This window comes from Lachnospira hominis (ex Hitch et al. 2025), from assembly GCF_040096395.1.
In the GTDB taxonomy this organism is placed as follows: Bacteria; Bacillota; Clostridia; order Lachnospirales; family Lachnospiraceae; genus Lachnospira; species Lachnospira hominis.
Genome location: NZ_JBBMES010000001.1, coordinates 163,325 through 188,015 on the forward strand (window position 1 = coordinate 163,325; position 24,691 = coordinate 188,015).

Here is a 24,691-nt window from a genome sequence, read left to right on the forward strand (position 1 = left end):
CAGTAATCAGTAGAAAAGGAGAGCGTGTTAAGCATTTTCGACACGCTCTTATTTTCTTTAAAAAAGATTTGGACAGGAACGGAGAACAAATGGTACACCAGTATAAAAATAACGGATATAATATTGTTCTTGATGTAAACAGTGGTTCGGTTCATGTTGTAGATGATATGGTATACGATATTATTGAACAGTATGAGAACCATTCATTGGATGAAATCATAGAACTTCTGGAGAATAAGTATCCTGAAAGTGATGTGCGTGAAGCATATAATGAGATAGAGCAGTTAAAAGAAGATGGACAGCTCTTTACAGAAGATATTTATGAACCATATATAGATTCATTTAAGGACAGGCCTACAGTTGTAAAGGCATTATGCCTGCACATTGCACATGACTGCAATCTTGCCTGTAAGTATTGTTTTGCCGAAGAGGGGGAATATCATGGAAGAAGAGCTATGATGAGCTTTGAAGTCGGCAAGAAAGCACTTGACTTTTTAGTTGCTAATTCGGGTTCAAGACGCAATCTTGAAGTTGATTTCTTTGGCGGCGAGCCTACAATGAATTTTGAGGTTGTAAAGCAGCTTGTAGAGTATGGAAGAAGTCTTGAAGAGGCTAATAATAAAAAGTTCAGATTTACACTTACAACTAACGGAATTCTTCTTGATGATGATATTCTTGAATTTGCCAATAAAGAGATGGGAAATATTGTTTTAAGTATTGACGGACGTAAGGAAATCAATGATTTAATGCGTCCTACAAGAAACGGACATGGCAGTTCATATGATATTATAATGCCTAAGTTTAAGAAGGTAGCAGAGAGCAGAAATCAGAATAATTATTATGTAAGAGGTACATTTACACATAATAATCTTGATTTTGCAAATGATGTTCTTCATCTTGCTGATGAAGGATTTGAACAGATTTCGGTGGAGCCTGTTGTAGCACAGCCTACAGATGATTATGCAATAAGACCGGAAGATGTACCTTTTATATGTGAACAGTACGATTTACTTGCAAAAGAGCTTGTAAAGCGTAAAAAGGCCGGTAACGGATTTAACTTTTTCCATTTTATGATAGACTTAAACGGCGGACCATGTGTTGCAAAAAGACTTTCAGGATGTGGTTCGGGATGCGAATATCTTGCGGTGACACCATGGGGCGATTTTTATCCATGTCATCAGTTTGTAGGAAATGAAGATTTCCTTATGGGTAATGTGGATGATGGTATTACCAGAACAGATATACGCGATATGTTTAAGAATAGTAATGTTTATTCTAAGGAAAAGTGTAAGAATTGTTTCGCTAAGTTTTATTGCAGTGGTGGGTGTGCTGCAAATTCTTACAATTTCCATGGGAATATTAACGATGCATATGACATCGGCTGTGACTTACAGAGAAAAAGAATTGAGTGTGCTATTATGATTAAAGCAGCACTCGCAAATGACTAAAAAAGAAGGGAGTTTTACTAAAAAAATGAAGTACAGCAAAGCTAAAAAAATAGTGTATTCAATTGTGATACTCGCTATGATTATCGGCTTTACACTGATTTCTGTTTTCGGTATTGACGAAAATGGTTCAGGAAGTGCCAAAGATATTAATCTTGGACTTGACCTTGCCGGTGGTGTAAGTATTACTTATGAAATACAGGAGGACAATCCAAGCAGTCAGGATATCAAAGATACAATCGCAAAGCTTGAAAAACGTGTGGAGGGCAAGAGTACAGAATCACAGGTTTACGAAGCAGGCGACAAGAGAATAACAGTTGAGATTCCTGGTGTTACAGATGCTAATGCAATTCTTGAAGAGCTCGGTACACCTGGTTCTTTGGAATTTCTTGACAGTACAGGATATACAGCATGGTCAAAGGGAGAGGAATATACGCCACTCCTTACAGGTTCTGATGTAAAGGGAGCACAGGCTTATACAGATACAAGCTCATCATCATCAACATCATTTGGTGTTCAGCTTACATTTACTGATGATGGAGCAGCAAAGTTTGAGCAGGCAACAAGAGATAACCTTAATAAGATTATCTATATTGTTTATGATGGACAGGTAATAAGCTATCCGACAGTAGAGTCTGTAATTTCAGGCGGAACAGCTTCTATTACAAATATGGAATCATTTGAATCAGCTGATAATCTTGCAGTATTCATAAGAATAGGTTCAATTCCTCTTACACTTAACGAGGTAAGTTCTAATGTAGTTGCTGCACAGCTCGGACATAATGCAATCCGTACAAGTGTTATTGCAGCTGCAATCGGTCTTATTGTACTTTGCATTTTTATGATTGTTTCGTATAGAATTCCTGGTGTTGTTGCAACACTTGCATTATGGATTTACACAGCACTTGTACTTGTACTCGTAAGCGTATATGATATAACACTTACACTTCCGGGTCTTGCAGGTATTATTCTTGGTATAGGTATGGCTGTGGATGCCAACGTAGTTATCTATTCAAGAATACGTGAGGAAATCGGTGCAGGAAGAAGTGTTGAGTCGGCTATTCAGGCAGGTTATTCAAAAGCTACATCAGCAATTGTTGATGGTAATATAACAACTCTTATTGCAGCAGTAGTTCTCTACATATTTGGTACTGGTCCTATCAAGGGATTTGCCATGACACTTGCTCTTGGTATTGTTGTATCAATGTTTACAGCACTTGTAATCACAAGAGTAATCATGAAGCTTTTCTACAACTTTGGTATTACAGATGTAAAATGGTACGGAAGAACTATTCATACAAAGAAGTTTAATTTCCTTGGCATCAGAAAATGGTGTTTTATCGGTTCGGCAGTAGTTATTCTTGCTGGTTTTATCGGTATGGCAGGATTTAAGGCATCAGGAAACAGAGCTCTTAATTACAGTCTTGAATTCGTAGGTGGTACAACAACTACTTACACATTCCAGCAGGAATATTCACAGGAACAGATTGAAAATGAAATTATTCCTGTAATCAGACAGGCTGCCGGTATTACAGAAGTACAGCAGCAGAAAGTTAAAGACAGCACAAAAGTAACATTTAAGACAACAGATCTCACACTTGACCAGAGAGAAGCAGCGGAAGAAGCTGTAAAAGCTAAGTTCCCTATTCAGGATGGAACAATTGTTGAATCAGATACAATCGGTTCTTCAGTTAGTGCTACAATGAAGCAGAGTGCATTTATTTCAGTTATTATTGCAACAATCTGCATGCTTATTTATATCTTTATCAGATTCAGGGATATCAAATTTGCACTTGCTGCAGTTATCGCACTTGTTCATGACTGTCTTGTTGTACTTGCATTCTATGCCCTTGCAAGAGTTCAGGTAGGTACAACATTTATTGCATGTATGCTTACTATTGTAGGTTATTCAATCAACAGTACAATTGTCATTTTCGACAGAATCAGAGAAAGCTTAAAGAATGCTAACAGAAAGACTAATATTGCTGAGCTTGTAAATGAAGCAATTGGTAATACATTTACAAGAACATTCAATTCATCTCTTACAACATTTATCATGCTTCTTTCATTATTTATTTTTGGCGTGACATCAGTAAGAGAATTTGCACTTCCACTTATGGTTGGTGTAATTGCCGGTGCATATTCATCAGTATGTATTACAAGTGCATTATGGTATGTTCTTGGCGGTAAGAAAATCGGAGCACAGGCTGAGGAAGCAGCAAAGGAAGAAAAGAAGAAAAAAGCTGCTATTGGCGAAGATGGCTCACAGGTTTAAAAAGTATATTCAATTGGAATATTGAGTGATTATTGAAAGGGGGGAGCTTGCTCTCCCTTTTCTTTTATGGAGAAAAATTATGAGTAAATGGATGGTTTATGCCAAAAAGGCTGACTTTAAAGCAATTGCGGCCAGATATGGAATTGACCAGGTTATAGCCAGAATTATAAGAAACCGTGATGTATGCACGAATGAAGAGATTGATATGTATCTTGGCGGAGATATATCAAGTATGCATGATGCACATTTATTAAAGGATGCAGACAAAGCGGCGGATATTATTATTGATAAAATAAATCATAGAAAACATATAAGAATAGTTGGAGATTATGATATTGACGGCGTATGCTCTGTTACGATATTATTAAAGGGTCTTAAAAAAGCAGGAGCAGATGTAGATTACACAGTGCCTGACAGAATAGCTGACGGATATGGAATTAATGAAAATATTATTAATCATGCCATTGAAGATGGTATAGATACAATTGTGACATGTGACAATGGAATTGCAGCAATACCACAGATAAATTATGCTAAAGACAATAACATGACAGTAATTGTAACAGACCATCACGATATACCTTTTAAGGAAGAAAATGGAGAAAAAGTATTTCTGGAATCTGATGCAGATGCGATAGTTAATCCAAAACAGAAAGAGTGTAAGTATCCTTTTAAAATGCTTTGTGGTGCAACAGTTGCATACAAACTCATAGAGATTATTTATGAGCGTCTTAATCTAAATCCGGAAGACTTAAATGAATACAGGCAGCTCGCAGCTATTGCCACAATCGGAGATGTGGTTGACCTTGAAGATGAAAACAGGGTTCTTGTAAAATTTGGACTGTCAACATTGAAAAATACGAAAAATACAGGAATACGTGCTTTGGTAGATGCATGTCAGATTGAGATAGCCTCTCTTTCATCATATCATATTGGTTTCGTTATAGGCCCATGTCTTAATGCTGGCGGACGTCTTGAAACAGCAAGGCATGCGGTAAGTCTTCTTTTGGAAGAAAATCCAGGCGAAGCCAGAGCCAAGGCAGAAAAGTTACGTTCACTTAATGAAGAACGTAAGGATATGACAGAAAAAGAAGCTGCAAAAGCTATTGATATGGTGGAAAATACGGAACTTATCAATGATAATGTTTTAGTTGTGTATCTTCCGGAGTGTCATGAGAGTGTTGCCGGAATAATCGCCGGAAGAGTGAAAGAATATTTTTACAGACCGACGTTTGTTATAACTGATGCAGCTGAGGGAGCAAAAGGTTCAGGCCGTTCCATAGAGGGCTACAACATGTTTGAGGAGATAACAAGATGTGGTTATCTTTTAAATAAATTCGGAGGTCATCCGATGGCGGCAGGAATATCACTTGACAAAGAAAATATTGATGAATTCAGGTGGCAGCTTAATCATAACCAGAAACTTACAAAAGAGCAGCTTACACCTGTTACATGGATAGATGTTCCAATGCCTCTGGGTTATGCAGGATTTCCGCTTATTGAGCAGTTAAAGCTTTTGGAACCATTTGGCAAAGGAAATGAAAAACCTGTATTTGCAGATAAGAATCTTAGGGTAAGACAGGCTTCAATAATAGGGAAAAACAGGAATGTTTTAAAAATGGTGCTGGAAGATGCAAATGCATATTCGTATGATGCTATAATGTTTCGTGCTGACAGCATGAATGTTCCAAAGAGGGAGCAGAATATTTCAATTGTTTATTATCCATCCATCAATGAATTTAATGGGAAAAAGACTATTCAGTTTGTTGTTACGGAGTGGAAATAAAATAGGGAAGTTGAAAAGGAGAAAGAGAAAATGAAAAAGAAACTCATGGCATTGATTTTATGTATGGTAATTGCACTTGGGCTTACTGCGTGCCGGATGCCTTCTGACGGTAAAAGAGATGCAGACAACAGTGATGTGACACAATCACAGACACAGAGCTATGAAGCAAAAGATATTACAGTTGCTGCCTTGAAGGGACCTACAGCGATTGGAATGGTTAAGCTTATGGAAGATTCAAAAGAAAAAAAGACAGCCAATAATTATGATTTTAAGATTGCCGCATCTGCTGACGAATTCAGTTCGCTTCTGATAAAAGGAGATGTGCAGATAGCAGCATTGCCTTGTAATGCGGCTGCAACACTTTACAACAAAAGCAATGGCAAAATCAAGGTGCTTGGCATAAATACACTCGGTGTGCTTTATATCGTCGAAAAAGGAAACACGGTGCAGAATGTAGCTGATTTAAAAGGAAAAACAATTTATACAACAGGAAAAGGCACAACACCAGAGTATACACTTAAATATCTTTTGAAAAAGGCAGGGCTTGATGCTGAAAAAGATGTGAATATTGAATTTAAGTCAGAGGCTTCAGAGGCAGCAGCAATGCTTGCTTCATCAGATTCAGGTGCAGTTGCAATGCTTCCGCAGCCATATGTTACAACTGTTATGGCGGCAAACAGCGATGTAAGAATTGCACTTGATGTAACAAAAGAATGGGAAAATCTTTCAACAGACGGAAGCACTGTTGTTACTGGAGTTATAGCTGTTAATGCAGATTATTATGAAAAGAATAAAGCAGCAGTTGCCAAATTTATGGAAGAGTATGAAAATTCAGTTGATTTTGTAAATTCAAATGTTGATACAGCAGCAGAATATGTTGAGAAATTTGGTATATTTAAAGCGGCAGTTGCCAAGAAAGCAATTCCATATTGTAATATCACATTTATCAAGTCAAATGAAATGAAAACACGCATAAATCAGTATCTTACAATACTTTATGAGTCAAACCCTTCATCAGTGGGCGGCAGTATGCCGGATGACAATTTTTATGCGGAATAAATAGAGTGTTTTCAGTCGGAATAAACAGATTAAATAAAAGCCGGTATCAGACAAAAGATGAAAATCGATAATGTCTGATACCGGTTTTTTATAATGCACTAAAGAAGTGATTTATGTTATTTTAAGAAGAATGTCTGTTAATGAATTCGGTTCTGTATTTTGAATACATGATTTTCTGGCTGTTATAGAGACTATAATAACCTGAGAGCAGATAGCTTAAAGCAATACATAACAGGCAGTATTTCAGACTTTCGCTGCCAAACATCTCTATTGAGAGAAGCAGAGATGTGAGAGGGCAGTTAGTTACGCCGCAGAATACCGCAACCATGCCGCATGCAGCACATATGCCTGTAGGAAGTCCGAATATCGGAGCGAGGAAGCTTCCAAGTGTGGCACCGACAAAAAGTGTAGGAACAATTTCGCCGCCTTTAAATCCGCCGCCAAGAGTGACAGCTGTAAAAATCATTTTCAAAAGGAATACATACCATGCACTCTGTTCGACAAAGCTGCGTGCAATTATGTCTGTACCGGCACCAAGATAATCAGTAGTGCCAAATAAAAATCTCATAATAATAACCAACACGGCTGCAACTATGATACGAACGTACTGGTTTTCAAAATGAGCAGTGAAAAAATGTGAGGCTTTGTGCAAAACAACACATAAAAGTATGCTTGCTACTGCAAAGATGAGTGACAGGATGAAAAATTTTATACCATTAGGAATACCAAACTGAGGGATTTCTTCTACAGTAAAACGTGTGGCGGCAAGGCCTGACATTGAGGAAATGCTGCTTGCTATAAGTGCAGCAACAGTACATGGAACGAGTGCTGCATAATACATTATGCCGACGCTGATAACTTCCATTGAAAAAACAGCTGCGGCTACAGGAGTTCCGAAAAGTGCAGAGAAGCATGCACTCATTCCGCACATTATCATTATTCGAGTGTCTTTGTCATCAAAGTTAAATAGCTTTGCAAAAGCGTTGCCTAAAGAACCGCCGACCTGAAGTGCTGCACCTTCTCGTCCTGCTGAACCACCGCATAGGTGAGTAAGGATTGTCGATACAATAATTAAAGGTGTCATTTTTAGCGGAACTTCTTCGTTGGACTGAATAGCTGTTATAACAAGGTTTGTGCCTTTACTGCTTTTACATCCGGAAAGGCGGTATATAAAAACTATGATAATACCTGATATTGGAAGCAAAAACAGTATCCATGGATGTGCAATTCTTATTTCGGCGGCAAAGTCGAGGAGTGAATGGAAAAAAGCTCCTATAAGACCGATTACAATACCTGATGCAATTGAGCATAACATCCACTTTATGAGAGTAAGGATGGCAAGACGCAGTCTCTGCAAAGTTGTTTTAATATACTCTTTATCAATAAAAGGTTTCATTTTACTCTCCGTTTCCAGTGTTAATATGGCTTACATCAAGCATGCTCATATTACTGTTATGATACATTTTGTTCATTGTTACGTCTTCTTTAAACCATGCCGGTGGATTGTAGCGTTCGGCTTCTTCAACAGAATCAAATTCAACTTCGGCAAGGATTGTTCCGCTAAAAACACCTTCAAATATATCAAGCTCAATAGTATGTCCGCTGTTATCAGGAATTTCATAGCGTTTTTTTGTTATTATATTGCCATCAGCCTTTTGAATAAGATGTTCATATGATTCTTTTGTGAGTGGAAGATTATATTCTTCTCTTGCGAGTAAACCTTTTCCCTTGTATGTAAGATAATATTCGTCGTTGTCCATTCTGACACGTACAACTGGAGAGGTTGAAAGATAACCCTGCTCGATTTTGCGGCATTTGTATTGTGGCAGATTGTCAGGAAGTTCCGATACAAGATATTTTTTTTCGATTTCCATTGCAGATATTCTCCATTTTATATTTAGTAAATGGCAAAGTGGTGGACTTTGCCTGTATGTTGCAAAAATAAAAGACCATGCTGGGAGAGCATATTAGAAAATGCAAACACATCATGGTCTTAAATCTTGCTTATTATAGATTATACTATATGATTAAGCGTTTACAGAATCCTTTAAAGCCTTACCAGCCTTAAACTTAGGAGCTTTGCATGCAGCAATCTTAATCTCAGCACCTGTCTGTGGATTCTTGCCTGTTCTTGCTGCTCTGTCAGAAGTCTCAAATGTACCAAAACCTACGAGCTGTACTTTTGAGCCATTCTTTAATTCATCTGTCACGGCCTCAATAAAAGCGTTTAATGCCTTTTCAGCATCCTTCTTTGATAATTCAGATTTTTCTGCGATAGCAGATACTAATTCTGTTTTGTTCATTATAGGAACATCCTCCTTAGATAAAAATATATTATACTTCTTTATACTCCATAAGGACTTATTTGTCAATAAGTTCTTCGGATAGCTCTTCCCATTTTTCGTACAATTCATCAAGCATTTCAGAGAGAGAAGTGCGTTCATTGTGAAGTTCGACAAGTTTTGCTGTGTCACTTGCAATATCAGGATTGTTATATTCTTCATCAATTGCACTGATGCGTTCTTCAGTCTGGCTGATTTTGTCTTCCGTGCGTTTCAGCTCATTTTTAAGTTTTTTAAGTCTTGCAGCTTCTTCTTTTGACTGCTGCCATTCTGCCTTTGAAGACCCCTGTGCTGATGACGGTGTCTGACAGGCTGATGGCACCATGCTGTCATTAATGGCAGCTGTAGCATCAGTAAGTGCTTTTGGTGTAAGTATATCCTTTTTTTCGATATAATAATCGTAATTGCCGATATAATTTACAATTGTATGCCCTGTAAGTTCAATAATTCTTGTGGCTGTTGTGTTGATAAAATATCTGTCATGTGAGACATAAAAAACAGTTCCGGTGTAATTATTGAGTGCATTTTCAAGAATTTCCTTTGAAACTATATCAAGATGGTTAGTTGGCTCATCAAGAATCAGAAAGTTGGCGTTTGAAAGCATAAGTTTTGCAAGTGATACACGTCCACGTTCGCCACCGCTCAAATCCCTGATATACTTAAATACTTCGTCACCGGTAAATAAAAATGCGGCGAGAGTGTTTCTTATCTGTGTGTTGTTAAGGTCAGGATAAGCATCCTGAATTTCCTCAAACAGAGTCTTATCAGGGTCGAGAACGTGATGTTCCTGGTCGTAATATCCGATTGTAACTTTTGAACCGAGAGTGATTTCACCATAATCAGCAGGAATTAAACCGTTAATTATTTTAAGTATTGTTGTTTTGCCTGTTCCGTTATTGCCGATGAGGGCAACGCGTTCGCCTCTTTTTATTTCAAAGTCAAGACCTGAAAATAAAAAGTTATCGCCAAAACTTTTTGAAAGGTCTTTGACAGTTAATACGTCATTGCCGCTTACTACTTTAGGATCAAGGCGTATATGCATTTTGTCGTTTAATTCTGTTGGCTTATCGACAAGTTCCATTTTGTCAAGCATTTTTTCACGGCTTTCGGCACGTTTGATTGATTTTTCACGGTTGAACTGTTTCAGTTTTGTGATTACTTCCTGCTGGTGTTTGATATCACGCTGTTGGTTTAGGTATTCTTTTAATTTCATGTTGCGAAGAACAGCTTTTTTGGCAGCATAGTCTGTATAATTGCCGGAAAATACCGTGACGGCAGTGTTGTCAATCTCGATAATCTTTGTGACAATTTTATCAAGAAAATACCTGTCATGTGCAACTATTAAGACGCTTCCATTATATGTGAGAAGATAATTTTCAAGCCATGCAATAGAATCCATATCAAGATGGTTGGTAGGTTCATCAAGCATGATGATGTCAGGCTTTGATATGAGCAGTTTTGCAAGTGCAACACGCGTTTTCTGACCGCCTGAGAGTGTGTTTACATGAAGAGAAAAATCCTCATCGCCAAATCCAAGACCTTTAAGGACACCGGTAACTTCACTTTTATATGCATATCCGTTATTCATCTCAAATTCATGATTAAGTCTTGTATACTGTGAAAGCAGGTTGTCAAGCTCATCGCCTGTAACATCTTTCATCTGTATTTCGAGACTGCGGATAGTATTTTCCATATCAATTAAATCCTGTTTAACAGACAGAAGTTCATCATATATAGTCTTGTCAGTTGAGAGGTTCTGGTGCTGTGAAAGATAACCGAGAGTTTTTCCTTTGGAGACAGTAACATTTCCTGAATCAGCGGGAAGTTCACCGACAATGATTTTTAAAAGAGTAGATTTTCCGGCACCATTGATTCCGATTATGGCAGCTTTTTCACGTTCTTCAAGGTGAAATGAGCAGTCATTTATAATCTGGTCAGTGCCAAACGATTTGCTTATATGGTTACATGATAAAATCATTTTTATATCCGTCCTTTGAAAATTTGCTTATACATGGTGACAGGTAAAAGACTTGTCTGCCACACTAATATTTTATTATAAATGGGAAATGCTTTATTTGCAATATGCATAGGAAGGCGATTGATATATTGAGTGTCTGAATTGTATGTAATAATAAACATTTTGACTTTATCAGCATAATTGTGTAAAATAAATCGATTATAAAGATTGCTTTTTACAGAGCAGGAATGGAGAATTAATGAAATTTGAAGAATTAAATTTAGATGAGAGAATATTAAGAGCTGTTGAAGATATGGGGTTTGAAGAGGCATCTCCTATTCAGGCTTCAGCTATTCCGGTTATTATGGACGACCGAGATGTGGTCGGACAGGCACAGACAGGTACAGGAAAGACGGCAGCATATTCTATTCCTGTTCTCGAAAAAATAGATCCTGATTTAAAGAAACTTCAGGCAGTAATACTCTGCCCGACAAGAGAACTTGCAGTCCAGGTTGCAGAAGAAATCAGAAAACTTGCAAAATATATGAGCGACATAAAAGTGCTTCCGGTATATGGCGGACAGGAGATTGTAAGACAGATTAAGTCATTAAAAGCTGGAGTGCAGATTCTTGTAGGTACGCCGGGACGTGTTATGGACCATATGAGAAGAAAGACAGTTAAATTTGATAATGTTTCAATGGTAGTTCTTGATGAGGCAGATGAAATGCTCGATATGGGCTTCAGGGAGGATATGGAGACTATCCTTACAGATACACCTGAAGACAGACAGACAATAATGTTCTCAGCGACAATGCCTAAGGCTATTATGGATATTGCAAAGAATTTCCAGAAGGATGCTGAAATTATCAAGGTTGTAAGAAAAGAACTTACAGTAAAGAATATTGAACAGTATTATTATGAAGTAAGACCAAAGAACAAGAATGAGCTTTTATGCAGGCTGATAGATATATATAATCCGAGACTTTCAGTTGTATTCTGTAATACAAAAAGACAGGTTGACGAGCTTATATCTGAGCTTAAAGGCAGAGGATATTTTGCAGACGGAATTCACGGAGATATGAAGCAGGCCCAGAGAGACAGGGTAATGGCTGATTTCAGAAGCGGAAAGACAGAAATACTTATTGCTACAGATGTTGCGGCAAGAGGAATTGACGTTGATGATGTTGATGTTGTATTTAATTATGACCTGCCTCAGGATGAAGAATATTATGTGCACAGAATAGGAAGAACCGGACGTGCCGGAAGAGAGGGTGTTGCTTTATCATTTGTTTCCGGAAAAGAAGCATATAAGCTGAAGGATATTGAGCGTTACTGCAAGACAAAAATCAAGGCAAAACCTATTCCATCAATGGATGATGTGAAAAATACAAAGCTTGAAGCAATATTTTCAAATATAAAGGAGACTATTGAAGCCGGAGGGCTTTCAGATATGGTTGAGGCTGTTGAGGACAGGCTTAATATGGAAGATTATACATGCCTTGATGTGGCTGCTGCACTTCTTAAAATGGTAGTAGGTGATTCACTTGAGGACAGAGAGGAACTTGAACAGGTTCATTATGACCTTGATGCTGACAGGAGAGGCATGGTAAGACTTTTTATCAATGTGGGTAAAAAAGATAAGATTAAGCCGGCTAATATTCTTGGTGCAATAACAGGTGAGTCAGGAATTCCCGGTAAGCTTGTCGGCTCTATCGATATGCTTGATAATTATACATTTGTTGAAGTACCTTCAAAGTATGCAGATGCAGTTCTGCTTGCAATGGAAAATGTTACCATAAAGGGCAGAAAAATCAGCATGGAAAAAGCAAAGGGAACAGGACGTAAAAAGAAGAAAAAAAGATAAAATTCATAGCAGATGCTATGAAAGGCGGGAGTTAATGATACATGCATGCTGATATAGTTCTTGGACAACTCGATAAAAATGAAGCATTAAGATATATGGGACACAGAGGTGAGGATATTGATGAGCAGCTTGATAAGCTTATAACAAAATGTGAGAAAGAAGTGCTTAGCTGTGTAAAACCCAGATTTGTATACAAAGTATGCGATATTTCAAGAGAAGAAAAAGGAATTCTTGTTAAAGATACGAATCTGTTTCTTACAGGAAATTCTATAAAAAAACATCTTGATGGATGCGATAAGGCTGTGCTTATGGCGGTTACGATATCTGCTGATGCAGACAGACTTATAAGAATAGCACAGATACGTGACATGGCTGAGGCTGTTGCGATAGACAGTCTGTGCAGCGTTGCAGTTGAACAGGCATGTGACCGGGCTGAACTTATCATAAAAGAGGAAAATCCCGGATATTACCAGACATTCAGGTTTGGACTTGGATACGGAGATCTGCCGATAAGTCTTCAGGGACAGTTCCTTCATGTATTAAATGCTCCAAAACAGATTGGGCTTAATGTCAGTTCGACAGATATGCTCACACCGACAAAATCAGTTACGGCAGTTATAGGACTGTCGAAAAATCCAATTCCTCAGAGGGCAAGAGGATGTCAGACATGCAGTATGAATAAGAAGTGTCAGTTCAGACAGAAAGGTGGACGTTGTAATGGCTAGAGATTTTAGAGAATTATTAAAAAGAGATTATGTTATTCTTGATGGAGCAATGGGAACAATGCTTCAGGCAGCAGGCATGAAAATGGGTGAAACACCTGAGATGCTTAATATTACACATCCGGAACTTCTTGTTTCTATTCATGAGCAGTATCTTAATGCCGGTTCAGATGTAATATATGCCAATACATTTGGCGGCAACGCTTACAAACTGGAAGAATGCGGACACAGCGTGGATGAACTTGTCACTGCAGGAATTAAAAATGCGATTACAGCCAGAGATAATGTCAAACCTGAGGCACTGGTAGCACTTGATGTAGGTCCGATAGGCCAGCTTTTAGAGCCTACAGGCACTTTAAGCTTTGAAGAGGCATATGAGATGTATGCAGAGGTGGTGAAAGCCGGAAGCAATGCGGGGGCTGACCTTGTTGTATTTGAGACAATGACAGACCTGCTTGATGTAAAGGCTGCTGTACTTGCCGCAAAAGAAAATTCTGACCTTCCTATAATGTGTACAATGACATTTGAGATGAATAAAAGAACATTTACAGGATGTATGGTTCCGTCAATGGCACTTACTCTTGAAGGACTTGGTGTTGATGCCATTGGTGTCAATTGTTCACTCGGCCCAAAAGAGTTAGAACCTGTTATAGAAGAAGTTACAAAATGGACCAACCTTCCTGTTGTAGTTAAGCCTAATGCAGGACTTCCTGACCCACAGACGAATGAATATAATGTGGGACCAAAAGATTTTGCTGAATTTATGAAAGATTTAAGAAAGTACGGAATCAGGGTATTCGGCGGATGCTGCGGTACAAATCCGGAATTTATTAAAGAACTTTCAGATATGCTTAAAGAAAATGGCAATGCAATTGTAAATGAGCTGCCACAAAAAGTAATTCCGGCAGCAGTATGTTCTGCAACAAAGGTAGTTCCGATAGACCAGCCGAGAATAATCGGTGAGAGAATTAATCCTACAGGCAAGAAAATATTTCAGGAAGCTTTGCGTAAAGGCGATATAGATTACATACTTAATCAGGCACTTGAACAGGTTCAGGCAGGAGCTGATATTCTTGATGTCAATGTCGGACTTCCGGGAATAGATGAGCGTGAGATGATGATAACAGCTGTCAAGTCACTGCAGTCAGTAGTGGATGTTCCGCTTCAGCTTGATTCTACAATTCCTGAAGTGCTTGAGGCAGCACTTCGTGTATACAACGGTAAGCCGATAGTCAATTCAGTAAACGGTGAGGAAGAGTCTCTTAAAAATGTTCTTCCACTTGTAAAAAAATACGGAGCTTCTGTTGTTGGACTTACTCTTGATAAAAATGGTATTCCTAAAAAGGCGGAAGACAGATTTGCAATTGCAAAGAAAATTCTAGATGCGGCACTTGCAATAGGCATTCCGAAAGAAAATGTATACATTGACTGTCTTACACTTACTGCATCTGCAGAGCAGGACGGGGTAGTTGAGACGCTTAAAGCACTTCACCGTGTCAAGACAGAACTTGGATTGAAGACAGTTCTCGGCGTATCCAACATTTCCTTCGGGCTTCCTAACCGTGTGCTTGTAAATCACATTTTTCTTACAATGGCACTTGAAAATGGACTTGACCTTCCTATTATCAATCCTAATATTGAAGAGATGACAGGTGCTGTAAGAGCTTACAAGCTTCTTGCAGGATTTGATAAGAATTCAGTTGATTTTATAAAGCATTATGCAGGAAAACAGATAGTACCAAAGATTGTCATTTCTGAAAATAAATCAGCAGGAACGGACACAAAATCAGGGCCGGATGGTGCAAAGGGCATACAGCAATCAGCTTCTGATAATGATACAGGACTTGAAGGTGATAAGCTTGCACTTTACAATGCAGTTCTTAACGGACTTAAAAATGAAGGTGCTGACTGTACAGCTAAGCTTCTGGAAAATACAGACTCAATGGAAGTTGTCAATGAAGTTTTAATACCGGCACTTGATAAAATCGGTGAGGAATTTGAAAAAGGCACACTTTTCCTTCCGCAGCTGATAATGTCCGCATCAGTTGCACAGGCGGCATTTGAAGTTATAAGAAAATTTATGATAAAAAGTGATGCGGCACCGGTGAGTAAAGGAAAAATTGTAATTGCGACAGTAAAAGGCGATGTGCATGATATAGGAAAAAATATTGTAAAAGTTCTTCTTGAAAATTATGGATATGATGTTATAGATCTGGGAAAAGATGTTCCTTATCAGGCTGTAGTTGATGCGGTAAAAGAAAATGATGTAAAACTTGTAGGACTTTCAGCACTTATGACAACAACACTTGTATCAATGAAAGAGACAATCGAACTTTTGCATGAAAATAATCTTGATTGTAAAGTTATGGTAGGCGGTGCTGTCCTTACACCGGAATATGCAAAAGAAATTCATGCGGATTTCTATGCGAAAGATGCGAAGGAATCAGTTGATATTGCCAAGAGAGTATTAGGCTGACTTTGACATTGTTTTAACATTGGTTTATAATAAAAAATACGAAAAAACAGGAAGGTACGGATGAGCAATATGGAAGAGACAAAAAAAATATCATCTGCGGTAATCAGGAGACTTCCAAGATACTATAGATATCTTGGTGAATTGATTGAAAGCGGTGTTCAAAGAATCTCATCAAAAGAACTCAGTGCAAGGATGAAGGTTACCGCATCGCAGATAAGACAGGATCTGAACAATTTTGGAGGGTTTGGCCAGCAGGGATACGGATATAATGTAAAGTATCTTTATGATGAGATAGCTAAAATTCTTGGTATTGACCGTACTCATAATATGATTATTATCGGTGCAGGTAATCTCGGTGCAGCACTTGTTAATTCGGGTGATTTTGCAAAGAGAGGATTTATAATAAAAGGTGTTTTTGATAATAATCATGAGCTTAAAGGCAAAAAGATAGGCAGTCTAGATATTATGATGATGGATGAACTAAAAGGGTTTATAAAAGAAAATAATATCGAGATAGTTGCACTTACAATTCCAAGACAGGCAGCAAGAGAAGTTGCAAAAGAAGTGGCTGAAGACGGAATAAAGGCAATATGGAATTTTGCACATACAGACCTTAATATGCCTGAAGATGTTGTAGTTGAAAATGTACATTTATCAGAGAGCCTTATGAGACTTTCATATAATATAGCAAATAAAAATGGTAAAACTCGTAATATACAGGAGGGGTGATTTATCATGGCAGATATTACATATGATTTAATAAAAGACACAGCATCATTTAATCATATTCCTATTCTTACACTAGATAAGAGATGGTATCTGCTTGTCCCGGAGGTCAGCAAAACTGACGAGATAAAGTATTGGGAAAAAAAGGTTAATGACCTGCTAAAAAAACAGGGACAGGTAACCAATGATTTAAAAGAAGTAAAAAAGATAAAAGAACAGGTTATTCAGGATGTCGTTGAAAATATGGAAGAAGACGGCAATGATTTTCGTCGTAAGAAACGTATGAATAAAAACCAGCGTCTTATACATGAAGCAAAAGACAAGATTGAATCACTTGAAGATGAAGAAAAAGAGATTCCAAGACAGCTGGCAGAAGCTAATAGAAAACTTCTGGTTGAAACGGTAAAGATGTGCTATGCGAAGATTAATGAAAACAAAGCAGATCTTGAAGTGCTGGATAAATGGATTGAAGCTACAAGAATCAAGCTCAAAAAGAATCTTCTTATAAAGCATGATAAGGAGAGTATGAACGAACAGCTTTATTCGGGAATGCATAATATCTTTGGACCGGAGATCATGGGAGTCCTTGATGATATTAATTCAAAAGGTCAGGAGTAACTGTATATGAAGTATTTACTTGATTCTGCTGCAATGAAAAAAATAGATGAATATTCAATAAAAACGACAGGGATTCCATCTGTAGTTCTTATGGAGCGTGCAGCATTGTCTGTATCATCATTTGTGGAAAAACTTGCATACAATAAAAAAGACAGCGGAAAAAAAGATATAAGCATCTGCGTTGTCTGTACAAAAGGAAACAATGGAGCTGACGGGCTTGCTGCCATACGTCAGCTTTATCTTCATGGTTATAAAACATTGGTGTATGAAGCTGGCAGAAAAGAGCCGGGAACAGATGAGTATGAGCTGCAGAAAAATATTATAAAAAATCTTGAAATTCCATTTGAATGTGCAGTACAAGATAACATACTACCACTGGATGAATATGATTTTATTATAGATGCAATGTTTGGAATTGGACTTTCAAGAGATGTCACGGGTGTTTATGCACAGATTATAGATGAGATTAACCGTGTCAGTGCAGTTAAGGTGGCGGTTGATATTCCGTCGGGGCTTAGTGCGGGAATAGTTCAGGTAAGCAATAAGAAAGTAAAAGCAGATTATACAGTTACATTTGGATTTGACAAGACAGGGATGGTTTTGTATCCCGGTAGGAAATATGCAGGAAAAGTAATAGTTTCTGATATAGGTTTTGCAGTCAGTCAGGACAATGTGCAAAAAATATTAGAAAATAATCCGGCAAGAATGATTGAAAAAAAGGATATTCTGACGATTCCCGAAAGAGAAGCAGACGGTAATAAAGGAACGAGCGGAAAAGTGCTTATAGCGGCGGGAAGCAGGAGTATGGGCGGTGCGGCGTTTATGTCAGCACAGTCTGCATACAGAAGCGGCTGCGGGCTTGTGAGGGTTTTTACACATGAAAATAATAAAAATGCACTTCTTACACTTGTGCCGGAATCAATATGTGACACATATAATGATAAAAACAGCAATTGTGATGAACTTACAAAATGGTGTACATGGGCTGACTGCATTATTGCAGGCCCGGGCTTATCGGTTTCAGGACAGTCAGAAGAGATTGTAAAATGCATTTTACAATCAGGTTCGGATGCAACATTAATACTTGATGCGGATGCTTTGAATATCATCTCAGAAAATGAAGAATATTATGAATATATAAGCAGATACAAAGGCAAAGTGATTATGACACCGCATGTTGGAGAAATGTCACGGCTTACAGGAAAAAGCATAGGACAGATAAAGGGAAATCCTGTGGAGACGGCATCATGTTATTCAAAAGAACATGGTGTTATATGCGTATTAAAAGATGCAGCAACAGTGGTTTGTGACCATGATGACATATATATCAATACTTCCGGAAATTGCGGAATGGCAACAGGCGGTTCCGGAGATGTGCTTACGGGAGTTATTGCCGGCATGATGTGTGCAGGATTTGATGATGAGTGTTTTGCAGCAGCACTGGCTGTATATATACATGGCTGTGCCGGTGATATGTGCCGGAAAAATCAAGGCACATTTTCAATGAAAGCATGGGATATTGCAGAGTCGTTAAGCACAGTTTTTACACAAAATAATACAGATTATAATTAAAAAATAAGGAATCGGGGAACAGAGTTAAAATGGGAAAGTATTACAGAGTATATGCAGATGTTGAACTCGGAAACATAGAATCCAATGTAGAGGCACTTATGGCACTTACGCCTGCCGGCACAAAGTCACTTGCAGTAGTCAAGGCAGACGGATACGGGCATGGAGACGTTGCAGTTGCAAAAGCAGTGTATTCAAAAGTCTTCGGGTATGCTGTTGCAACTCTTGATGAAGCAGTTAATTTAAGAGAAAATGGAATAGATAAACCTATATTAATACTTGGCTTTGTAAATACAGATGAATATGAAACTCTGGTTGAAAATGAAGTTGCAGCTACAGTTTTTGATTATGAGACAGCCGAGGAATTAAGCGAGGCGGCAAAAAAGACAGGAAAGACAGCAATATGCCATATTAAAGTAGATACAGGAATGAGAAGAATAGGAATGGAACCTGATGAGAGCGGTGTTATGCTTGTAAAGAAAATCAAGCAGCTTCCTAATCTTAATGTAAGAGGTATTTTTACTCATTTTGCAGCTTCGGATGAGACTGATAAAACATCAGCAAACAGACAGTATGAGAAGTTTAATGGTTTTATAAAAAAACTTGAAGATGATGGGATTACATTTGAAATAAAACACTGTGCAAACAGTGCGGCAGTTATAGATATGCCTGATACATATAAAGATATGGTGCGTCTTGGAATAGCAATGTACGGAATGTATCCTTCTGACGAAGTTAATAAAGATAAAGTTCAGCTTAAACCGGCACTTGAACTGAAAAGTCATGTTACTATGGTAAAGACAGTACCGGCAGGCGAACGTGTAAGTTATGGCGGAACATTTACAACACAGCATGAGACAAAGCTTGCAACTGTCTCTGTCGGATATGGAGACGGTTATCCGAGAAATCTTTCGTCAAAAGGATATGTGATTATCCGTGGACACAAAGTTCCTATTGTCGGACGTGTGTGTATGGACCAGATGATGGTTGATGCGACATCAATTCCGGATATACAAAGAAATGATGTTGTCACACTTATCGGAAAAGATGGAAATGAGGAGATAACTGTAGAAGAAATCTCTGCTCTAGCAGGAACATTTAACTATGAATTCGTATGTGATCTTAATAAAAGAATTCCGAGAAATTATTATTATAACGGCAGATACATAGGAAGCCATGATTATTTCCATGAAAAATGGAATCTTGAAATCTGAAACAGGCAATATATATTAATAAAAAATTGAATACACACCCGTAAGCTGGAAATACTACGATTATCAGATTAATAAATAGCTTTGGGGGAGTGTGATAGATTTGGTAATTAAACGTGGTGATATATTTTATGCAGATTTAAGACCGGTTGTCGGTTCAGAACAGGGTGGAGTAAGACCTGTACTTATAATACAGAATGATACAGGCAATAAACACAGTCCTACTGTAATATGTGCTGCGATAACATCAAAAATGAATAAAGCTAAGCTGCCGACACATGTTGAAATTGATTCAAAAAGATTTGATATAGTAAAAGATTCGGTCATTTTACTTGAGCAGCTGCGTACAATAGACAAGAAGAGATTAAAAGATAAAGTGTGTCATCTTGATAATGAGATTATTTCGCAGGTTAATCATGCTTTATCAGTTAGTCTTGAGATGGATTCTATTGACTGATAATATGTTTATATGTTACTATAAAAAAGCATACTGATTAAATTAGTTTGTTTAAGAAAGGATATAGAAGATGAACGAAGGCCATCCCGCGGATGGGAACGAAGGATTATTTTCTTCACTTTTTAAAAAGATTACAGGTAAAGTGAAGAAAGATGATGATGTAACAGAAGAAGAGATTATGGATATGGTCAATGAAGGCCATGAACAGGGTGTTTTAAAAGAAAATGAAGCTGAGATGATTGGCAATATTTTTGAGTTTGGGGAGAAACATGCATCTGATGTCATGACTCACAGAAAGAGTATTGTAGGAATTGAAGCTGATACTACAGTAGAAGAAGCTTTTGAATTTATAATGGGCGAGAATTATTCAAGATATCCTGTGTATGACGGTGATATTGATAATATCATAGGAATTCTTCATATAAGAGATCTGCTCAAGATATATTCAGAAGAAAAGAACAGAAAAAAGAAACTTGTCGATATGAAACATCAGGTTCTTTTTGATGCGAGTTATATACCTGAGACAAGAAATATAAGTGTTCTTTTTAAGGAGATGCAGTCCGATAAAGTACATATGGCAGTTGTTGTTGATGAATACGGACAGACAGCCGGTATTGTTACTATGGAAGATATTCTTGAAGAGATTGTCGGTAACATTTTTGATGAATATGATGATGAAGAAGTGCTTATAAGCCGCCAGCCTGATGGCAGTTATATAATAGACGGACAGACACTTCTTGAAGATATAGAAGATGCATTTGACATGCATTTTGACTGTGAAGATATTGATACTATAAATGGTTACCTTATTTATAAAATGGGGAAGATACCACAGGATAATGAACAGTTTGAATGTACTTGTGACGGATATTCATTCAGAGTGCTTGAGGTGCATGACAGGATGGTGACAAAAGTTGGAGCAAGGAGAGAAGAAGAAAGACAGCAGCCTGTTACATAACATTTTATACTATGGTATATATCAGGGGTGAGGATTATGATACCAGTAAGTTTAAGACATGAAGACAGTGAGGTTCTGGAAGCAAATTGTACAATTACAAAAGATTATCAGATTATAAGCGGCGATGAAAGTTTTTACAGGATGATTGGCGAGAATACAATGTTTCTTATGAATAAGCTCATTTATCCTGATGATTTGAATATATTTGAAGAATGTATTTTTTCTGATAAGAATAATTTTGTACTGCTTAGAATTCATACAGCAAAAGAAGTATTCAGATGGGTTTTGATGAAAAGACGTTTTGAAGCTGATGAGCCGGGGAGAATTGAGCTTCAGATTAAAGATGTAATAACACAGAATGATAAATTTGAACTGTATTATAACAATGTCCGTAAATACCGCGTATTTATGAATCAGATGAAGCAAAGATTTTTTGAATACGATTTTAAGACTAAAATTATAACTATATACTTTTATGTTAATGGACATTCGGAGATACTTGAAAAAGATATGCTTAGTGAGTGGCAGAAGAGAGTAATTAGGATGGGCTTTGTTGAAGGCGAGAATATAGAGCGTTTCAACAGAATGTGTGATGATATAGAAAATGGCATCGACAGTTTTTCATCGACATTCCAGTCTTCTTTTATGTCGCGTGGCACAAGAACAGATTTGCTCAATTTCAGGGGCGAGACAATGAGAGAAGGCTCAATTAACATGCTCGTTGTCGGTCTCATCGACGAAATTGGCGGAAGAATTGATGCACAGCCCGTACTTTATGATAATGATGTAAACAAAGATTCTGCTACAGGACTTCTTAATAAAAAGGCTGTAACGGAAGCGGTTATTGATGCACTTGCCGAGGCTGACACTCTTAATGACAGAAGAACTCTTTATCTTGCTGTAATGGATATAGATGATTTTAAAAATGTTAATGATACATATGGACATTATTTCGGTGATGAAGTTATTGCCGGATTTGCCGCTGAATTGCGAAAGAATATTGGTGATAAAGGAATTATAGGAAGAATTGGCGGCGATGAGTTTATATGTCTGTTTACTGACTGTCATAGTGAAGATGATGTAAGAATTTATCTTAAAGCGATAAGAAAAGGACTGAGTTTTTCTTTGGCTGAAAAACAGCCGGGATATGAATTCGGAGCATCGATTGGTGTTGCAAAGTATCCGCAGGATGGCACGGTATATGAAGAATTATTCCGTATTGCAGATGGATGCCTTTATATTGCAAAAGAAAAAGGCAAGAACAGATATATAATTTATGATGAAAAGCTTCATGGAAAAGCAATTGCAGAAGGAATCAAGAATGGACATATAATCGGTGGTGACTTTATGAAGCCTTACGAGAAGGGTAATATGACTGCCGATATGATTGCAAGGATAGTGAAAGATGGCAGAAATGCAATAGATAGTGTATTTACCGAATTGATGGATAAGATGCACATTCAGGGTATATGTGTATATGCCGGTGATGACATGGCATGTGTCAAGAAGTATGGCAAATATGGAAATCACCCGCAATATGCCGCACTTATGGGAAATGATAAATATCTTTCTTTATTTAATGAGAATGGAATTAATGTTATCAATAATATAACATCGCTTGCAATGGATTTTTATGATATATATAAGATGCTGATTGAAGAAAAGATATGTTCATCGCTTCAGATAGGTGTAAAAGATGCAGATGGTGTATATAAATGGCTGATCTGCTTTGATACATTTGGTGACCATAAGAGAAAATGGAGCCATGACGATATTATGTCAATATATATACTTATAAAGACTATTGCAAAACTGGATGAAATTAATGATGAAAAAAATCTTTAAACAGAACATCAATAAAATAATTATTATAGTTGTATGGCTGCTTATATGGCAGGCAGCAGCATCATTGACAGGGCTTGAACTTATTTTGGCAGGCCCTGTCAATGTGTTTAAGGCATTATGCACAAAGCTGGGTGAAAAAGATTTTTACATAGCAGCAGGCGGAAGCTTTGTACATATCTTTGCCGGTTTTATAATTGCATTTGTGACAGCATGCATTATAGGTTTTCTTGCATCTTTTTGCGGATGGCTCAGGGAATTTTTAAGACCGGCAATAGTAATAATGCAGTCGCTTCCGATAGCATCATTTATTATTGTGCTGATTATATGGTTCGGCTCGAAAAATGTTGCGTCATATATTTCATTTATTGTTGTATTTCCGATGATTTATAACAGCGTTATAACGGGCGTTGGCAATGTGGACAGCAAAATACTCGAGATGGCACAGGTGTTTAATGTTCCGTGGTGGAAAAAAATAAGATGTATATATGCTGTGTATGTGCTGCCGTATATTCAGACCTCTCTGAAATCGGCACTTGGAATGTGCTGGAAAGCAGGGATTTCGGCTGAAGTAATCGGGCTTGTGACACATTCAATAGGAGAACAGCTGTATTATTCAAAATTATATCTGATGACAGCAGATTTATTTGCCTGGAGTATAGCAGTTGTATTTATAAGTTTTATTTTTGAGAAAATATTTATGAAACTTGTGGATTTGACAGTCTTAAAGATGAGGAAACTGTAATGATAAAACTTGAAAATATATGTAAAAGTTATGATGAAAAGACTGTACTTGATAATATTATGGCAGAGTTTCCGGATGACAGCATAACATGTATTATGGGGGAATCGGGAGCCGGCAAGACAACACTTGTAAGGATTATAGCAGGACTTGAAAATGCTGACAGAGGTACAGTTAGCGGTGCAGGGGTTGTGTCATTTGATTTTCAGGAAGACAGGCTTATAAATGATATAAGTGCGGCAGACAATATTATGCTTGTTCTTGATAAAAATGATTTTGGCGGACATGATAAGAAAACGATGCGTAAAATTATAAATGAAAATCTTGCAGAGGTCCTAAAGGACTATCATTCAGATAAAAGTACCGGAACTTACAGCGGCGGCATGAAAAGGCGTGTGTGTCTTGTCAGGGCAATGATGAAAAAATCGGATACGGTTATTCTGGATGAGCCGTTTTCCGGCATGGATGAGGAGACAAAGATTCTTGCAGCAGAGTATATAAAAAAGCATCGTGACGGCAGAATATGTATAGTTGTTACGCATGAGAAAAGCGATTCGGGATTACTTGATGGTGGTATTTATTTGTTGACAACGGACAAGGCAGTTGATACAATATAGTGAAGTTCTTTTGTTATACGGGAGG

At 37.6% G+C, this 24,691-nt stretch carries 20 protein-coding genes; 16 read left to right on the forward strand and 4 right to left on the reverse strand.

Features of this window, described 5'->3' with window-relative positions; all coding sequences use genetic code 11:
* Window positions 1–89: 89 nt before the first annotated feature.
* The 4 genes from scfB (at window position 90) to WMO38_RS00745 (ending at window position 6,565) form a co-directional block, all read left to right on the forward strand.
* Window positions 90–1,448 carry a thioether cross-link-forming SCIFF peptide maturase gene (gene scfB / locus WMO38_RS00730; RefSeq protein ID WP_021866990.1) on the forward strand — a complete coding sequence of 453 codons (1,359 nt, stop codon included), beginning with the start codon at window positions 90–92 and terminating at the stop codon, window positions 1,446–1,448.
* Window positions 1,441–3,720, forward strand: a complete 2,280-nt coding sequence (gene secD, locus WMO38_RS00735) for a protein translocase subunit SecD (RefSeq protein WP_349160993.1) — start codon at window positions 1,441–1,443, stop codon at window positions 3,718–3,720. The genes scfB and secD overlap by 8 nt, the downstream gene beginning before the upstream one ends.
* A gap of 79 nt (window positions 3,721–3,799) precedes the next feature.
* Window positions 3,800–5,506 (forward strand): single-stranded-DNA-specific exonuclease RecJ, encoded by a 1,707-nt coding sequence (recJ, locus tag WMO38_RS00740; protein ID WP_349160994.1) that lies wholly within the window; start codon window positions 3,800–3,802, stop codon window positions 5,504–5,506.
* Window positions 5,507–5,536: 30 nt separating this feature from the next.
* Window positions 5,537–6,565: an ABC transporter substrate-binding protein gene (locus WMO38_RS00745; protein ID WP_349160995.1), complete on the forward strand. Its 1,029-nt coding sequence runs from the start codon at window positions 5,537–5,539 to the stop codon at window positions 6,563–6,565.
* Window positions 6,566–6,686: 121 nt separating this feature from the next.
* Here the strand turns inward: WMO38_RS00745 and WMO38_RS00750 are convergent, their stop codons facing one another.
* The 4 genes from WMO38_RS00750 to WMO38_RS00765 all read right to left on the reverse strand — a co-directional run bounded on the left by WMO38_RS00750 (window position 6,687) and on the right by WMO38_RS00765 (window position 10,885).
* The gene (locus WMO38_RS00750) at window positions 6,687–7,961 is read right to left on the reverse strand and encodes a chloride channel protein (protein WP_349160997.1); all 1,275 of its coding nucleotides are present in this window, start codon (window positions 7,959–7,961) and stop codon (window positions 6,687–6,689) included.
* A 1-nt stretch (window position 7,962) separates the two neighbouring features.
* Entirely contained in the window at window positions 7,963–8,439 is a 477-nt protein-coding gene (locus WMO38_RS00755; protein WP_349160998.1) for a CYTH domain-containing protein, read from the reverse strand.
* Window positions 8,440–8,592: 153 nt separating this feature from the next.
* A complete protein-coding gene (hbs, locus tag WMO38_RS00760; protein WP_021866997.1) occupies window positions 8,593–8,868 on the reverse strand; it encodes a non-specific DNA-binding protein Hbs in 276 nt (91 codons plus the stop codon).
* 58 nt (window positions 8,869–8,926) lie between these two features.
* Window positions 8,927–10,885, reverse strand: a complete 1,959-nt coding sequence (locus WMO38_RS00765; protein WP_349160999.1) for an ABC-F family ATP-binding cassette domain-containing protein — start codon at window positions 10,883–10,885, stop codon at window positions 8,927–8,929.
* A 238-nt stretch (window positions 10,886–11,123) separates the two neighbouring features.
* Here WMO38_RS00765 and WMO38_RS00770 point away from each other — a divergent pair, with 238 nt between their 5' ends.
* The 12 genes from WMO38_RS00770 to WMO38_RS00825 all read left to right on the forward strand — a co-directional run bounded on the left by WMO38_RS00770 (window position 11,124) and on the right by WMO38_RS00825 (window position 24,666).
* Entirely contained in the window at window positions 11,124–12,728 is a 1,605-nt protein-coding gene (locus WMO38_RS00770; RefSeq protein ID WP_021866999.1) for a DEAD/DEAH box helicase, read from the forward strand.
* Window positions 12,729–12,769: 41 nt separating this feature from the next.
* Window positions 12,770–13,453 (forward strand): 5-methyltetrahydrofolate--homocysteine methyltransferase, encoded by a 684-nt coding sequence (locus WMO38_RS00775; RefSeq protein ID WP_021867000.1) that lies wholly within the window; start codon window positions 12,770–12,772, stop codon window positions 13,451–13,453.
* On the forward strand, window positions 13,446–15,926 hold the full coding sequence (locus WMO38_RS00780) for a homocysteine S-methyltransferase family protein (protein ID WP_349161001.1): 2,481 nt from the start codon (window positions 13,446–13,448) through the stop codon (window positions 15,924–15,926). Before WMO38_RS00775 ends, WMO38_RS00780 begins: the two co-directional genes overlap by 8 nt.
* Before the next feature lie 60 nt (window positions 15,927–15,986).
* Complete coding sequence (locus WMO38_RS00785; RefSeq protein ID WP_330605485.1) at window positions 15,987–16,655, forward strand: redox-sensing transcriptional repressor Rex; 669 nt, start codon at window positions 15,987–15,989, stop codon at window positions 16,653–16,655.
* A gap of 6 nt (window positions 16,656–16,661) precedes the next feature.
* On the forward strand, window positions 16,662–17,270 hold the full coding sequence (locus WMO38_RS00790; protein WP_349161003.1) for a hypothetical protein: 609 nt from the start codon (window positions 16,662–16,664) through the stop codon (window positions 17,268–17,270).
* Between the two features lie 6 nt (window positions 17,271–17,276).
* On the forward strand, window positions 17,277–18,842 hold the full coding sequence (locus WMO38_RS00795; protein ID WP_349161004.1) for an NAD(P)H-hydrate dehydratase: 1,566 nt from the start codon (window positions 17,277–17,279) through the stop codon (window positions 18,840–18,842).
* A 29-nt stretch (window positions 18,843–18,871) separates the two neighbouring features.
* Window positions 18,872–20,053, forward strand: a complete 1,182-nt coding sequence (gene alr / locus WMO38_RS00800) for an alanine racemase (protein WP_349161005.1) — start codon at window positions 18,872–18,874, stop codon at window positions 20,051–20,053.
* Window positions 20,054–20,153: 100 nt separating this feature from the next.
* Window positions 20,154–20,507: a type II toxin-antitoxin system PemK/MazF family toxin gene (locus WMO38_RS00805; RefSeq protein ID WP_021867006.1), complete on the forward strand. Its 354-nt coding sequence runs from the start codon at window positions 20,154–20,156 to the stop codon at window positions 20,505–20,507.
* Window positions 20,508–20,577: 70 nt separating this feature from the next.
* Window positions 20,578–21,465 carry a hemolysin family protein gene (locus WMO38_RS00810; protein ID WP_021867007.1) on the forward strand — a complete coding sequence of 296 codons (888 nt, stop codon included), beginning with the start codon at window positions 20,578–20,580 and terminating at the stop codon, window positions 21,463–21,465.
* 36 nt (window positions 21,466–21,501) lie between these two features.
* Window positions 21,502–23,310, forward strand: a complete 1,809-nt coding sequence (locus WMO38_RS00815; RefSeq protein WP_349161006.1) for a GGDEF domain-containing protein — start codon at window positions 21,502–21,504, stop codon at window positions 23,308–23,310.
* Window positions 23,291–24,052, forward strand: a complete 762-nt coding sequence (locus tag WMO38_RS00820; RefSeq protein ID WP_349161007.1) for an ABC transporter permease — start codon at window positions 23,291–23,293, stop codon at window positions 24,050–24,052. Before WMO38_RS00815 ends, WMO38_RS00820 begins: the two co-directional genes overlap by 20 nt.
* Window positions 24,052–24,666, forward strand: a complete 615-nt coding sequence (locus WMO38_RS00825; protein WP_349161008.1) for an ATP-binding cassette domain-containing protein — start codon at window positions 24,052–24,054, stop codon at window positions 24,664–24,666. Before WMO38_RS00820 ends, WMO38_RS00825 begins: the two co-directional genes overlap by 1 nt.
* The last annotated feature ends 25 nt before the right edge of the window (window positions 24,667–24,691 follow it).